This is a genomic window from Pseudomonas sp. s4 (assembly GCF_046764235.1).
Lineage (GTDB): Bacteria > Pseudomonadota > Gammaproteobacteria > Pseudomonadales > Pseudomonadaceae > Aquipseudomonas > Aquipseudomonas asiatica.
This window is the reverse complement of sequence record NZ_CP177209.1, coordinates 3374424-3388130: the sequence shown is the minus strand read 5'-3', so window position 1 is coordinate 3388130 and position 13707 is coordinate 3374424. Positions and strand designations below refer to the sequence as shown.

11 protein-coding genes are annotated in these 13707 nt (G+C 62.1%); 6 read left to right on the top strand and 5 right to left on the bottom strand.

All coding sequences use genetic code 11. From position 1 onward, the window contains the following. Positions 1 to 157: 157 nt before the first annotated feature. The 3 genes from ACK56M_RS15860 to ACK56M_RS15850 all read left to right on the top strand — a co-directional run bounded on the left by ACK56M_RS15860 (position 158) and on the right by ACK56M_RS15850 (position 3330). Positions 158 to 1312, top strand: coding sequence for a hypothetical protein (locus ACK56M_RS15860; RefSeq protein WP_054572562.1), 1155 nt, complete (start codon positions 158 to 160; stop codon positions 1310 to 1312). A 72-nt stretch (positions 1313 to 1384) separates the two neighbouring features. Then, the gene (locus ACK56M_RS15855; protein ID WP_015270552.1) at positions 1385 to 2503 is read left to right on the top strand and encodes a glycosyltransferase family 61 protein; all 1119 of its coding nucleotides are present in this window, start codon (positions 1385 to 1387) and stop codon (positions 2501 to 2503) included. A 44-nt stretch (positions 2504 to 2547) separates the two neighbouring features. Next, positions 2548 to 3330 carry an AraC family transcriptional regulator gene (locus ACK56M_RS15850; protein ID WP_013972825.1) on the top strand — a complete coding sequence of 261 codons (783 nt, stop codon included), beginning with the start codon at positions 2548 to 2550 and terminating at the stop codon, positions 3328 to 3330. A gap of 99 nt (positions 3331 to 3429) precedes the next feature. Here the strand turns inward: ACK56M_RS15850 and ACK56M_RS15845 are convergent, their stop codons facing one another. Beyond that, on the bottom strand, positions 3430 to 4011 hold the full coding sequence (locus tag ACK56M_RS15845; RefSeq protein WP_100413861.1) for a LysE family translocator: 582 nt from the start codon (positions 4009 to 4011) through the stop codon (positions 3430 to 3432). 395 nt (positions 4012 to 4406) lie between these two features. Here ACK56M_RS15845 and ACK56M_RS15840 point away from each other — a divergent pair, with 395 nt between their 5' ends. Next, complete coding sequence (locus ACK56M_RS15840; protein WP_015270550.1) at positions 4407 to 5978, top strand: TerC family protein; 1572 nt, start codon at positions 4407 to 4409, stop codon at positions 5976 to 5978. Here the strand turns inward: ACK56M_RS15840 and rarD are convergent. Both rarD and ACK56M_RS15830 read right to left on the bottom strand, forming a co-directional pair. Then, on the bottom strand, positions 5941 to 6828 hold the full coding sequence (rarD, locus tag ACK56M_RS15835) for an EamA family transporter RarD (protein ID WP_015270549.1): 888 nt from the start codon (positions 6826 to 6828) through the stop codon (positions 5941 to 5943). The two genes, ACK56M_RS15840 and rarD, sit on opposite strands and share 38 nt — an antisense overlap. A 32-nt stretch (positions 6829 to 6860) precedes the next feature. Beyond that, positions 6861 to 8447: a cyclic diguanylate phosphodiesterase gene (locus ACK56M_RS15830; protein WP_015270548.1), complete on the bottom strand. Its 1587-nt coding sequence runs from the start codon at positions 8445 to 8447 to the stop codon at positions 6861 to 6863. A gap of 300 nt (positions 8448 to 8747) precedes the next feature. Here ACK56M_RS15830 and hppD point away from each other — a divergent pair, with 300 nt between their 5' ends. After that, positions 8748 to 9824, top strand: a complete 1077-nt coding sequence (gene hppD / locus ACK56M_RS15825; protein ID WP_013972820.1) for a 4-hydroxyphenylpyruvate dioxygenase — start codon at positions 8748 to 8750, stop codon at positions 9822 to 9824. A 16-nt stretch (positions 9825 to 9840) separates the two neighbouring features. Here the strand turns inward: hppD and ACK56M_RS15820 are convergent, their stop codons facing one another. Together ACK56M_RS15820 and ACK56M_RS15815 are read right to left on the bottom strand one after the other, a co-directional pair. After that, positions 9841 to 10647, bottom strand: a complete 807-nt coding sequence (locus ACK56M_RS15820; RefSeq protein ID WP_015270547.1) for a CSS-motif domain-containing protein — start codon at positions 10645 to 10647, stop codon at positions 9841 to 9843. A gap of 126 nt (positions 10648 to 10773) precedes the next feature. Then, complete coding sequence (locus ACK56M_RS15815) at positions 10774 to 11460, bottom strand: type 1 glutamine amidotransferase domain-containing protein (protein ID WP_015270546.1); 687 nt, start codon at positions 11458 to 11460, stop codon at positions 10774 to 10776. A gap of 211 nt (positions 11461 to 11671) precedes the next feature. On the opposite strand from ACK56M_RS15815, the gene ACK56M_RS15810 reads away from it, so the two are divergent. Beyond that, entirely contained in the window at positions 11672 to 13702 is a 2031-nt protein-coding gene (locus tag ACK56M_RS15810) for a PAS domain-containing sensor histidine kinase (RefSeq protein WP_137138129.1), read from the top strand. The last annotated feature ends 5 nt before the right edge of the window (positions 13703 to 13707 follow it).

The window sequence follows — 13707 nt, the reverse complement described above, 5'->3', positions numbered from 1 at the left end:
AGTGCCACTTGATAAAGTGTTTGGGCGCACCTTAAATTGTTAATTGATATGGGGGTTTCTGGATAATTTCCGAATATCAACATGATACGTGCTTTTTACTGAATTGCTGTCCTTTTCCGATTGACCATGCTGTGTCTCAAAGGACGTCGAAGAAGAAATGAAAGCGACCTTGACGGCAGCGGCGAGGAAACTCGTCTCGCCCTCCATACGCTACGAAATCAGACACCTGGCCAGCAAGGTGTCTGAAGCGATGGCGCGTGCCTGTTTCTGGCGCTGGGAAATCGCCAGGTTCAGGTTGCAGCAGGAAAGCCCCTACGAAATCATCTATATCGGCCGGAAGCAGCAACGGGAAATGGCCAAGCTGCTGATTGCCGGCAAGGGTTCGGGCAATGCTGCAATTGTTGACAGCGCAAGCGCGACGGTAGCAGCCAACCACGTGGTGGTGGTCAGCGAAATGCCGACGTCGGGGGCATTGTCGGTACCGCATTACCTGAGCGCCGTGGTGCCGCTGGGGCGCTCGCTGGAGGATATCACCGCGCGCTACGACAGCGAATTGCGGCGCAGCATCCGCAAGAACCGGCCGCTGTACCAGATGCGCCAGGCCCGGTCGGATGACGAGATCGCCATGGCCGACCGCTACCTGCTGCGCCCTTATGCCAGCGCCAGGCAAGGTATCCATGCCGCGCAGTTTCCCACTGAAGAAGTGTTCCGCATTGCCAGGGGCGTCGGTCGGCTCGACTTGATCACCTTGGGCGATGAAGTGATCGGCTGCCACCTGGGCTGTGAAGTGGTGCGTGGTGGCAAGCGTTATTGGAGCACCCTGCGTTTCGGCTATTGCGAGGCGGTGTTCACCGATGCACGGAAGTTGCGCGAGGTAAATTCGATCACCACCTTCATGGCCCTGGAGTGGGCACTGGAGCAGGGCTTCGACTATTACGATATCGGCCTTTGCCTGGCGCGCCCGGATGACGGTTTGTTGAAGTGGAAGCGCCGCCGCGGTGGCGATATCGACTCGCTGGGTAACCATGCCTACCTGTTTGTCCGCTTGCCCAGAACCGGCACGGCGAAGTTCCTCTGGGACACACCGATGTTCGCGGTCGAAGGCGACAAGCTCACGCTGCACCTGGGGTTGCCCGAGGGCGCGAGTGACGAGGAAGTTGCCAGCCGCTATCAGGAAATGGTGTTTGGCGGCCTGCACAAGATCTACTTCTATGGGGGCAACGGTACGGGCGAAACGTTCGTGGAAAGCCTGCGTCACCGTTACGCCAACCTGCGGTCACCACCCACCATGGAAAGGGTCACGTGCAGCTGAGCGGTTGCCAGGAGGCGTTGATCTGGCGCCTTGCGCCAGGCTTTTGACCTTGTCATCAAGGGAGGACGCTTCATGGGAAGCGACATCTCGAAGTTCAGTGCATCGCCTGCGGCCAGGCAGCACACCTGGACCCTGGCCGCCTACCGCTACATGGCGCGCAAACGGCTAGGCAGGAACAGCGGCATCGACCTCAAGAGCGTGGCGGACAAAAGTTGGGACATTGCCCCGGGGGAAGTCACGGTTTCGCCCCCGGCCGTTTTCCTGCCAGGCCAGCTGGAGCGAGTAACGGGGTGGGAAGGCAAGCGTTTCTATCCCTACGTGCACCCTGCGCGTACCATGGAAGGCGGCATCAGCACACTGCAAGGGCCAACCCGCGGCTACCTGATCAAGGACGTATGGCTGGTCGACGGGGCGTTGTACAAGGGCAAGGCCAGCCATTGGCTGTCGTTGAAGCCGGGCCCCTTTCCGAGCATCGTCGTGGAAAACGAAATCGACCGCGCGGCCATCTATTGCACGCAAAACGGCAACACGTGGTTCGGTACCTGGCTGATGGAGGATTGTCCGACCTATGCGCTGGCCTGTAACGAAGGCATACCGGTAACCACCGCGCCCTCGGCCAGATACCCGCTGTTTGCCCAGGCCCCGGCCTATGAAGACTGGCTGGAAATGAACCCGCTGCGCCTGCGCAGTGCGTTTTTCCGTGAGCTGGTGCTGTTCGATGACCAGGCCAACAACCGCAGCCGGCATGCCCGCTACCGGGCCATGGGCGACAAGTTGCTGTCGCATGTGCCGCATGCGCCACATCCGGGGGTGTTCCTGCTGCGTGGTGGCGATGGTGACCTGCGCCTGCTGCGCAATGAGCTGGCGCTGGCGGAGCATTTGCGCGCCACCCGCGGTTTTCGCATCGTCAACCCGCTGAAGTCCGATGTGCCGAGTATCGTCGCGGCCTGCGCCGGGGCGAGGGTGGTAATCGGTGTGGAGGGTAGCCAGCTGGTGCATGGGGTCAACGTACTGCAGGCCGGTGGTTGCCTGCTGACGTTGCAGCCGCCCAATCGGTTTGTCAGCTACTACAAGTACCTGACGGACCGAGACCACCAGCATTTCGGCTTTGTGGTCGGGATACCGGACGGCGATGGTTTCACGATCGATGTCGGCGAAGTTGAGCGGACGCTGGACCTGTTTCCGCGATAGGCGTGTAGTATTCAGGCGCATGGCAGCGGCGAGCGGGGTGAGGGATGATCGAGGTATCACGGTTCTGGCGCGACCCGGCGTTGCCCTTCGTCGAGGCCCGGCGGGTAGGGGACGGGCGCCAGGTGTGCTACGCCGCGCATTCCCATGAGAGCTTTTCCATCGGAGTGATAACGGGGGGGCGCAGCTCCTATCTGTACGGTGACCAGTGCATAGAGGTGGCTGCTGGTACCACGGTGCTGATGAACCCAGGTGTGGTGCATGCCTGCAACCCCATCGACGGGGAACACTGGTCCTACCTGATGATGTTCGTCGATATGCCTTGGTTGCAGGCACTGGGGTTCACCTTGCCGGCCCGGCCCTGGAGTAGCTCGCCGGTGTTGTACCGGAGCCTGTTGCAGGCCTTTGCCGACCTGTTCGACGCCGGCGTGCCAGACCGGGAAGGGCGCCTGGCGGCGCTGTTTGGCGCACTTCCAGGTTTGCTTGGCGGCGATGCCAGCGTCAACGACGAGGGCAACCCACGACTGGACACGGCGGCAGCGTTCATTCGCGCCCATCGTGGCGACCCGCTGAGCCTGGACGACATCTGCGCGGCGTGCGGCCTGTCGCGTTCCTACCTGATTCGCGCGTTCCGCCAACGCTTCGGCCTGACGCCGCATGGTTACCTGCTCGACCAGCGCGTGCAGCTGGCCAGGGCGCAATTGCGTCAGGGCCGGGCTATTGCCGAGGTTGCGCAGGAGGCCGGGTTTGCCGACCAGGCGCACCTGCAGCGGGCCTTCAAGCAGCACCTGGCGGCGACACCGGGGCATTACCGCAATGCATTCGGCTGAATTGCCATTTTTGGCGGTGGTGGCCCTATCGCCGGCAACCCAGCTCCCACGGGTACTGCGCAGGTCTTGAGGGCAGCGATAGGGTCGGTGCAGCCAGGCTCAAATGACCAGGTAGACTGCACTGCCCACGAGAAGCAGCGCCAAGCCCCGATTCAGCAGGCGCATGTGCCGTGGGTTGCCCAGGTACTGGCGAACCACGCTCCCGGCCCACGCCCAGCTGGCCACCGAAATGAAACAGATCGGCCCGTAGATCCAGGCAAACAGCCACAGCAGCTGCTGCTCACCGCCGGTATAGGCACCAACCCCGGCCACCGCTGCCAGCCATGCCTTGGGATTGAGCCATTGCATCGCCGCGCCGTGCCAGGCCGAGGGGGCTTGGGTGGGGTGTGCACTACCCAGCTGACCGTCATCGCTGGCCAGCTTCCATGCCATGTACAGCAGGAACCCCACGCCGCCCCAGTGCAAAAGCAGGCCCAGCAAAGGCCAGCGCAGCAACAATTGATGCAGGCCCAGCCCGACCAGCACCAGCAGCAGGCAGAAGCCCAGCGTGGCGCCAGCCACATGTGCCAGGCTGGCACGCAGGCCATGGCGGGCACCGCTGCCCAGCGCAACGATGTTGACCGGGCCGGGGGAGATCGAGGCCGCCAGTGCGAAAGCGGCCATGGACAGGGACAGGCTCATGAGGGGGATCCGTTTGGTTGAGGTAGGCCTTCATGCTCGGGCATTGACAGCCTGCGGTATTGAAGAAAAGTACCCCACGCCCGGCCAGCGCATTTTTGTGTAGGAGCGGCCTTGTGTCGCGATCGGGCCGCAGAGCGGCCCCAGCTGTTGATGCAGCGCTCCTGAAACCCGGGGGGCGCTGTGCGGCCCGTTCGCGACACAAGGCCGCTCCTACAAGGTTGTTACAGGTTTTGTAATAGTTTTGCGCTATTACGGAAAGCTGCTGTGCTTGTAGGATCATTTTCCCAATTTGCTAACAAGGTCTATATGAGCACCTTCGCGGAGCCCCCCAGTCCCCGGTCTTCCCGGCCTTCTTTCTCCCGTCCTCGTGACGCTGCCCTCGTGAGTACCCGCTAATGGAATGGCTAGCCGACCCCACGGCCTGGCTGGGCCTGTTGACGCTTATCGTCCTCGAGCTGGTGCTGGGTATCGACAACCTGGTGTTCATCGCCATCCTCGCCGACAAACTGCCGCCGCATCAGCGCGACCGCGCACGGGTCATTGGCCTGAGCCTGGCGTTGATCATGCGCCTTGGCCTGTTGGCCAGTATCTCGTGGATGGTCACCCTGACCGCGCCGTTGTTCGAGGTGTTCGAAAAGAGCTTCTCGGGTCGCGACCTGATCATGCTGTTCGGTGGCGTGTTCCTGCTGTTCAAGGCCACCATGGAGCTGCACGAACGCCTGGAAGGCCACGTGGCCCAGGCCAGCGGCACGGTACGCCACGCTGCGTTCTGGCCGATCGTCGCGCAGATCGTGGTGCTTGATGCGGTGTTCTCGCTGGACGCGGTGATCACCGCGGTTGGCATGGTCGAGCAGTTGTCGGTGATGATGATCGCGGTGATCTTCTCGATCGGCATCATGATCGTTGCCAGCAAGCCGCTGACCCGCTTCGTCAACGCCCACCCCACGGTGATCATGCTGTGCCTGGGCTTCCTGATGATGATCGGCTTCAGCCTCACCGCTGAAGGCCTGGGCTTCCATATCCCCAAAGGCTACCTGTACGCGGCCATCGGCTTCTCGATTCTGATCGAGCTGTTCAACCAGCTGGCCCGTGCCCGCCGCAAGCGCAGCCTGCAGCAGCACCGGCCGCTGCGTGAGCGCACCGCGCATGCCGTGCTGCGCCTGCTGGGTGGCCGCCGGGTCGAGGCTGACGAGGTGGGCGAGGAAATCGCTGACCTGGTCGAAGGCGGTGAGGAGCAGGTGCTGTTCGACCGCCGTGAACGGGTGATGATCAGTGGCGTGCTGAACCTGGCCGAGCGGCCTATCCGCACGGTGATGACCGCCCGCGCCGAGGTCGATGTGATCGACCTGGCGCAGCCGGCCGACGCCATTGCCCAGGCCCTGGCCAATTCGCCGTACTCGCGCCTGCCGCTGATCCGCGATGGCCGCGTGGACGAGCCACTGGGCTTCGTGCACAAGAAGGAACTGCTCAAGGAGCTGCTGTCGGGCAACCAGCCCGATCTGGAAGGCATGGCCCGAGTACCGCTGAACCTGCTGGAGAGCTTCAGCATCCTCAATGCCCTGGAGCAGATGCGAGGCCAGTCGACGCACATTGCTTTCGTCGTCAACGAGTTCGGTGACTTTACCGGCCTGCTGACCATGACCGATATTCTGGAGTCGATTGCCGGCGAGTTGCCGGATGCCAGCGAGGTCGAAGGCCCGGGCATCGTTCAGGAAGGTGAAGGCTTTGTGGTCAGCGGCGCGTTGAACCTGGGCCAGGTGCAGGCACGTACCGGCTTCTGCGCCCGAGCCACCGAGGACTACCAGACCCTCGCGGGCCTGGTGATGAGCCTGCTCGACCGCCTGCCTATGGTTGGTGACCGCCTGGCCTGGAATGGCTGGACGCTGACCGTGGAGGCGGTCGAGGAGCGGCGGGTGCGTCAGGTTCGGCTTACACCGAACGGCGACGTTGACGCAGCAGGTGCTTGAAACCCTCGATCACCAGTACCAGCACCGCGGCCCAGATCGGAAGGTAGGTCAGCCACTGATCCGGGCCGATGGTTTCGCCCAGCAACAGCGCAACGCCTACCAGCAGCACTGGCTCGACGTAGCTGAGCAGGCCGAACAGGCTGAAAGGCAGCAGGCGGCTGGCCAGCACGTAGGCGATCAGGGCCGAGGCGCTGATCGCCCCGAGGATCGGGATCAACGCATACAGCCCAGGGTGTGCCTGCAGATCCGCAGGGGAAAGCGGGCCCTGGATCACGAAATACAGCGCCCAGGGCAACAGCAGGCACATGTCGCACCACAAACCTCCCAAATGGTCGGTGCGGCAGCGCTTGCGCAACACGAAATAGATCGGGTAGCCGATCGTCACCACCAGGGTTTCCCAGGCGAAACTGCCATGCTGATACAGCTCGTGGCCCACGCCGAGAGCAGCGCAGGCCACGGCCACCTTCTGCAGGCGTGACAGGCGCTCGCCATACACAAGTCGCCCGGTCAGGACCATGGCCAGCGGCAGCAGGAAATAGCCCATCGACACTTCCAGGCTGCGCCCGTGCAGGGGCGCCCAGAGGAACAGCCACAGCTGCACGCCCATCAGCCACGATGTGCCGACCATGCCCAGCAACAGCAGCGGCGTGTGTTTTACCCGGGCGAGCAGTTCGCCCACCCGTTTCCAGTCTTTCGAGACAAGCATGAACAGGGTCAGGCAGGGCAGCGTCAACAGGGTGCGCCAGCCAAAGATCTCCTCGCCATCGAGCGGCGTGAGCAGAGAGGTATAGAAGTACATCACGGCGAACAGACAGGACGCCATGACCGACGAAAGAATGCCTTTTGACACGAATGCCTCGAATAGGGAATTGAGCAGGTGGATCAGCCGCGCATGATCTCAGGGGGCGCGGCTTGCGGCAACCGCGACGCAGCCGGGCGTGCGGCCAGCGCTTCGAGGAACTGGGCAGCCGGCATGGGCCTGGCGAACAGGTAGCCTTGCTGGAAGTCCACCTCGTGACGGGCCAGGTAGTCGCGCTGGGCTTCTGTTTCCACGCCCTCGGCAACGATGCCCAGGCCCAGCTTGGCCGATAGCTCGATGATGGTCTCGAGGATGTGCACCGACAGCGCATCGCCACCGATCATGGCCACGAAGCTCTGGTCTATCTTCAGGTAATCGACCTTGAACTGGCGCAGGTAGTTGAGGCTTGACTGGCCGGTGCCGAAGTCGTCCAGGGCGATCTTCACACCCATGACGTCGAGCTTCTCGAACAGCTCCAGGGCCACCGGCGTGGGCTCGATCAGCTTGCGCTCGGTCAGCTCCAGGGTCAGCACCACCCGGCCTGGCGGGAAGTGCTGGAGGAAGGTCCGGCAATCGTCCAGCAGGCTGAAGTCGCGGCAGTGGTCGGCGGTGATGTTGATGCCGATATGGAAACCGTCCTCCAGCAGCCCGGCAAAGGGAGCCAGGCTCTGCGCGGTGTGCATCATCAGCGCACGGGTCATGGCGACGATCTGCCCGCTGTGTTCGGCGTAGGGGATGAACAGGTCGGGGCGCACCAGGCCTTCGCGCGGGTGGTTCCAGCGCATCAGCACTTCGGCGCCGGCCCAGCGGTAGTCGCCCTTGCGCACTACCGGCTGGAAGTACGGCAGGAACTCGTCGGCCTCCAGGGCCCGGCGCAGTTCGGCACGGGGCGAGGTGGCGCGGCGAACCTGCCAGCGGCACACCAGGCCGGCCACCGCGCCCAGTATCAGCAGCAGACCGAACAGGGCGGGATAGTGGCTGAGCCACAGCTGGCCCTGCTTGTCGGCGCCGTAGCCGCCATGCACGCTGAACGGGTAACGGGTCGAGCCCAGCTGCACATTCGCGCTGGCCGCGGCAGGGGGCACGCCCTTGTGCACGATGCCATCCTTGCCCAGCCAGGCATCGCCCACGCGGATCTGCAGCTCTTCATCGGGGCCGATCAGGCGCAGCGCCGTCAGCAGGTGTTCACCATCGACCGTACTGATCGCGCCGCGGTCGCCATCGCTGGCCCGATACACCAGCAGCGGGTGGCCAGGGGTGACCGAGTTGCCGTCCATCAGCCACAGCTTGCCGTCGATGTAGTCGCCGGGGTTGACCGGCTCGTCGAATGCGCCGAACAGCGAGGTGCAATAAAGGGCGTTGTGCCGGAACAGGTTGGTCGAGCGCACGAAGGCGTTGCGCGTGACCTGGGCGCGCAGCATGAGCTGGACCTCGTCGCACGGGCTGTCGACAAGCGGCAGCAGAGCATGGGCAGCGCTGGACAGATTGTCGAGAATGCGCTCGACGTGCTCCACCACCTGGCGGGTGGTAGCCTGGCTGCTGGCGTGCATTTCACGCTCGATCTGCCAGTTCATCACGGCCAGGCCGCATGCCACGGGCAGCACGCCGACGACCCAGGGCAACAGGGTGCGCCAGCCGAGGCCGGCGCGGCGTTTGACGGTAAGGGGCATGCTGACCCTGATCTGTATAAAGGATTACGAGAGGATAGCCGCTTGTCGGGACCGGTGAGCAACTAAAGGGCGACAAACCATTTTACGCAATGTAGAATCCATTTACGAATACAACAATAAGGTCCTTCGATGCCGAAGGATCAAGCCCGCCGAGAATGGGTCCATATGACATACCATGGGTTCAAGCTGATAATAGGTGATTTCCTCGCCCGCAGCGTGCGGGGTATCCCGTGCTCCCCGCCGTTTCCGTTCCACATCCCACGCAATCAATAATCTTTCGCTGCAGATGAGGACACGAACATGGCTGATATCTTCGACAATCCGATGGGCCTGATGGGCTTTGAATTCATCGAACTGGCTTCGCCGACCCCTGGCGTGCTCGAGCCGGTATTCCAGATGCTGGGCTTCACCAAGGTCGCTACCCACCGTTCCAAGGATGTGCACCTGTATCGCCAGGGTGACATCAACCTGATCCTGAACAACGAACCCAAGAGCATCGCCTCGTACTTCGCTGCCGAACACGGCCCGTCGGTATGCGGCATGGCGTTCCGCGTGCGCAATGCCCATGAGGCCTATGCCCGCGCCCTGGAACTGGGCGCCCAGCCGGTGGAAATCGAAACCGGCCCGATGGAACTGCGCCTGCCGGCGATCAAGGGCATCGGCGGTGCGCCGTTGTATCTGATCGACCGTTTCGAGGAAGGCAGCTCGATCTACGATATCGACTTCAAGTTCATCGAGGGTGTGGACCGCAACCCGGTGGGTGCCGGCCTGAAGATCATCGACCACCTCACCCACAACGTTTATCGCGGGCGCATGTCGTACTGGGCTGGCTTCTACGAGAAGCTGTTCAACTTCCGCGAAATCCGCTATTTCGACATCAAGGGAGAGTACACCGGCCTGACTTCGCGTGCCATGACTGCACCGGATGGCATGATCCGCATCCCGCTGAACGAAGAATCGTCCAAGGGCTCCGGGCAGATCGAAGAGTTCCTGATGCAGTTCAACGGCGAAGGCATCCAGCACGTCGCCTTCCTGACCGATGACCTGCTCAAGACCTGGGACGCCCTCAAGGGCTTCGGCATGCGCTTCATGACTGCACCGCCGCAAACCTACTACGAGATGCTCGAAGAGCGCCTGCCAGGTCACGGCGAGCCGGTCGACCAGTTGAAAGCACGCGGTATCCTCCTCGATGGTGCCTCCCAGCCTGACGACAAGCGCCTGCTGCTGCAGATCTTCTCCGAGACCCTGCTCGGCCCGGTGTTCTTCGAGTTCATCCAGCGCAAGGGGGATGACGGCTTTGGCGAAGGCAACTTCAAGGCACTGTTCGAATCCATCGAGCGCGACCAGGTACGTCGTGGTGTGCTGAGCACCGAGTAACCCCAGGGTACCGCCGTCACGATTCGATGGCGGCGGTATCAACCCTTCTCTTGCCCGAAATGGTCAGGCCCAGGTACATGATGAACATGCTGGCGACCCCGACCAGTACCAGCGAGGGCAGTACCTGATGCAGGGATAGGCGAAACTCCTGGGTGGCGTATCCTTTGGGGTAACCGCCGATCACCACGTAACCATATTTCTGGGAAACCGATCGCTCGGTGAATTCGACCTGGGAGGGCCGTTGTGCGTCGCGGCTGTCTCCCTCGCTCCAGATATACAGGTCGCTAAATTCCAGAAGCAATGTCAGGCCGTCCTGGAAAGCACGCAGTTCGTCACGCAGCTGCCGACCGTACGCTGTTGCGATTATCCCAGGGTCGCTGTTCGGTCTCTGGACTTTGATGATCGCCGCGTTAGGCGACGATGGAGCGTCGAATGCCAGCTCTGTCTGCCGTCCGGACAGGGCAAAAGCCGAGTTATACGCCAAAGGGTCCATGTCCGTCGCACAATACGCTTGTTGGTCGCGGGTGAGTATCAGTGAACGAAGGTGCGGGCTGTTGGCGACTCTCTGCTCCAGCGTACCAAGTACTTCGTCACAGGGCTTGCCTGCCAATGGCAGGATCAGGTCCAGATCGCCTTCCATGCGGCCCAGTGCCTGGTCGATGCTGAAAATCGCCTCTTGAACAGAAACCTTGGCATTCTCCTCAAGTTTTCTATCCAGTTGATAGTTCATCATCAGTAACCCGGACAGTACCGGTATTGCGCCGATGGACAATATCAATAGTAACTTCCGCCAGTTGATGCCGAGACTCGGTATTGCTGCCATAGGACCGCCGCTCCGTTGAACCTTGCTGTTCGGGTTGAACAGGTCAGCGCTGATCCTATGTGCTTGATGATGCTCCGGCTGTAGGCCAAAAGTGTTGCGGTTTTACAGAAAAGCAGAACTTCGTTGTCAGCCTCGCTTCAGCCTGGCGAGCACTTTTTCGGCCAACTGGGCCGTGGAGGCCGGGTTCTGCCCGGTGATCAGCCGATCATCGGCCACCACGAACGGCTGCCACGGGTCTTCATGCTTGCTGTAGGTACCACCGCGGGCACCCAGCTCGGTTTCCGTCAGGAAGGGGACCACCTTGTCCAGTTCGACGAGCTTCTCCTCGGTATTGGAGAAGCCGGTCACCTGACGGTCCTTGAGCAACAGGCTGTTGTCGCTGAGCTTGATGTTCAGCAGGCCGACAACGCCATGGCAAACCGCCGCGACAATGCCCTTGTGCTCGTACACCCGGCGGGCCAGCTCTTGCAGCGGCTGGTTGTCGGGAAAGTCATACATCACTCCGTGCCCGCCGGTGTAGTAGATGACGCTGTACTCTTCTGCCTTCACCTGGCCAGGGCTCAAGGTGTTGCCCAGGCGGGTCATGAAGCGCTTGTCGTCATACCACAGCCAGTCCAGGTCGGGGGCCATCTGCAGGCTATGCGGGTCGACAGGGACGTAGCCGCCCAGCGGGCTGACATAATCGACCTCGTAACCGGCTTTTTCGACTTTTTCGACAAAGTGCACCGCTTCCCCCAGCCACAAGCCGGTCGCCCGCTTGAGGGTCGGATACTTGGCTGTATTGGTCAGCACCACCAGCATTTTCTTGCTCATGACCACGCTCCCGTCGGCAACCTGAATGGGCCGTTGCTCCCCCGGCCCGAGGGAAAACCTAATGAGCATAGCTCTCAGGTGCCAGTACGCCATATTGGGTGGCGTGTGTTGTGCTAACGTGAACCACATTCACGCAGCGCCTGTACTTTTTCTGAATCATGCTGGAGTCACGACAGTGGTCACAAATGGTACGCCGCGCGAGCCTGCGTCGATGGTCATCCTGCAGCCGTCTGTGCTGGCACCGGTTGACCTCATGGGCGAACGGATTGCACGGTTCGACTGGGGGCGTACACCGCTCGGGCCGCTGCCGCGCTGGCCGGCTTCGTTGCGCATTGCCGTCGACATGATGCAATTGTCACCGTTTCCGTGTGCCGTGGTCTGGGGACCAGACCTCAGCGTGGTCCACAATGAAGGCTATCGGGCATTGCGGCGGGTTGCCCCGAATGCATTGGGCATGCCCTTCGACGCGCTGTGGAGCGATGAATGGCCGGCGATGGGGCCGTGGGTGTTCAAGGCGCTCGAGGGGCGCTCGAGCTTTGTCGAGGACCCACCACTGCATATTGGCCGCGGCCAAGGCGGGGAGCCGTTGTGGTGTGCGTTCGGCTACACACCGTTGCACGATGAACTGGGCAACGTGGCAGGGTTTCTGCACGCGGTGATCGAAACCACGGCCAGCGTCGAGGCGCATCGCCACTGGCGGGAGCAGGCGCAAGAATTCCAGCGGCAGGTCGAGCGACACCTGGTGGAGCGCGAGCAGTTCTGGCAGCTGTCGCGTGATGCGATGATGACGGTCACTCCCGAGATGAAGGTGTGTGCCGCCAACCCCGCCTGGTATCGCATCCTGGGCTGGTCCGAAGAGCAGGTACTGGGCACTCCGGTGCTGGATCTGGTACATCCGGCAGATCGCGCTGAGGTTGAGGTGGCCGTTTCCGGGTGCCTGCAGTACCAGGATACCGAGCAGATAGAGACGCGCCTGCGCCACCGCGATGGCCATTACCACTGTTTTCGCTGGAGTGCACGGTTCGATGGCAGCCTGCTGACTGCCGTTGGCCGGGATATCACCGGGGAACGTGAGGAGGCTGCTCGTCAATCCGAAGCGCTGATGCGCAACAACGAGCGTCTGGAGGTGGTTGGGCAGTTGGCCGGGGGCATGGGCCATGAACTGAACAACTTGTTGTCCGGCATCGGTGGCAGCCTCGAACTGCTTCAGCGGCGCCTGCAGGAAGGACGGCTGGAGCGGGTGGAGGCGTATGTCGAGGTCGCGCGAGATTCGGTGCAGCGTGCCATGGAGCTGACCCATCGCCTGCTGGCGTTTTCCCGTCATCAACCTTTGGCGCCCAGGCCGCTGGATTTCAACCGGCAATTGCGCTTGAGCGAACCACTGCTGCGGAGCACGCTGGGCGCCGAGATGCGCTTGCACTGGCAGCTGGATGTCACGCCGTGGGCGGTGAACCTTGATATTTCCCAGCTGGAAAATGCCTTGATCAATCTTTGCACCAACGCCCGCGAAGCGTGCCTTGATCGCGGCAATGTCACGCTGCGCAGCATCAACCAGCGGCTGACAAGGTGTTTCCCGGATGAGAGCGGCCTGCCACCAGGCGACTACGTTGCGTTGTATGTGGAGGATGATGGCCATGGCATGCCGGCCGTGGACATTGCCAGGGCCTTTGAACCATTCTTCACCACCAAGCCGGTCGGGCGTGGCTCAGGCCTTGGTTTGTCGATGGTGTATGGGTTTGTCGGCCAGTCGGGGGGCTACGCCTGGATCGAGTCGGCGCCGAACCAGGGCACCAAGGTCTGCATGCTTTTTCCAAGGTGGCATGACCCGGTACCCGAGGCGCCTGCGGTTGTGCACCGGACGCAGCGCATGGCCGGGAGGCAGCGCCTGTTGCTGGTCGATGACGAGCTCGGTTTGCGTGCTGTGATGTGCGAGTACCTGACCGAACGTGGTTTCGAAGTCATTGATGTGGGCGACGCCAATAGCGCACTGGAGCGCTTCCGCCATGACGGCCCGTTCGACCTGGTGATCACCGATATTGGCTTGCCGGGTGGTTTCAGCGGCCGCCAGGTGGCCAAGGCCATGCGCATGCAGCTGCCGTTGCAGAAGATCCTGTTCATTACCGGCTATGCGGGTCAGCCGATCGAAGCGCAGTTGCTCGAGCAGCCGGGCACGGCATTGATGAACAAGCCGTTCCCGCTGGCGGACCTGGTGGATGAGGCGCTACGCATGCTCGAGGAATGAAGCGG

Excerpts from the sequence above, each read along its gene's own strand:
- ACK56M_RS15840 (WP_015270550.1), top strand. The coding sequence starts at position 4,407 with ATGGAATGGCTAGCCGACCCCACGGCCTGGCTGGGCCTGTTGACGCTT.
- ACK56M_RS15855 (WP_015270552.1), top strand. The coding sequence starts at position 1,385 with ATGGGAAGCGACATCTCGAAGTTCAGTGCATCGCCTGCGGCCAGGCAG.
- ACK56M_RS15820 (WP_015270547.1), bottom strand. The coding sequence starts at position 10,647 with ATGGCAGCAATACCGAGTCTCGGCATCAACTGGCGGAAGTTACTATTG.
- ACK56M_RS15845 (WP_100413861.1), bottom strand. The coding sequence starts at position 4,011 with ATGAGCCTGTCCCTGTCCATGGCCGCTTTCGCACTGGCGGCCTCGATC.
- hppD (WP_013972820.1), top strand. The coding sequence starts at position 8,748 with ATGGCTGATATCTTCGACAATCCGATGGGCCTGATGGGCTTTGAATTC.
- ACK56M_RS15860 (WP_054572562.1), top strand. The coding sequence starts at position 158 with ATGAAAGCGACCTTGACGGCAGCGGCGAGGAAACTCGTCTCGCCCTCC.
- ACK56M_RS15830 (WP_015270548.1), bottom strand. The coding sequence starts at position 8,447 with ATGCCCCTTACCGTCAAACGCCGCGCCGGCCTCGGCTGGCGCACCCTG.
- ACK56M_RS15810 (WP_137138129.1), top strand. The coding sequence starts at position 11,672 with ATGGTCATCCTGCAGCCGTCTGTGCTGGCACCGGTTGACCTCATGGGC.
- ACK56M_RS15815 (WP_015270546.1), bottom strand. The coding sequence starts at position 11,460 with ATGAGCAAGAAAATGCTGGTGGTGCTGACCAATACAGCCAAGTATCCG.
- ACK56M_RS15850 (WP_013972825.1), top strand. The coding sequence starts at position 2,548 with ATGATCGAGGTATCACGGTTCTGGCGCGACCCGGCGTTGCCCTTCGTC.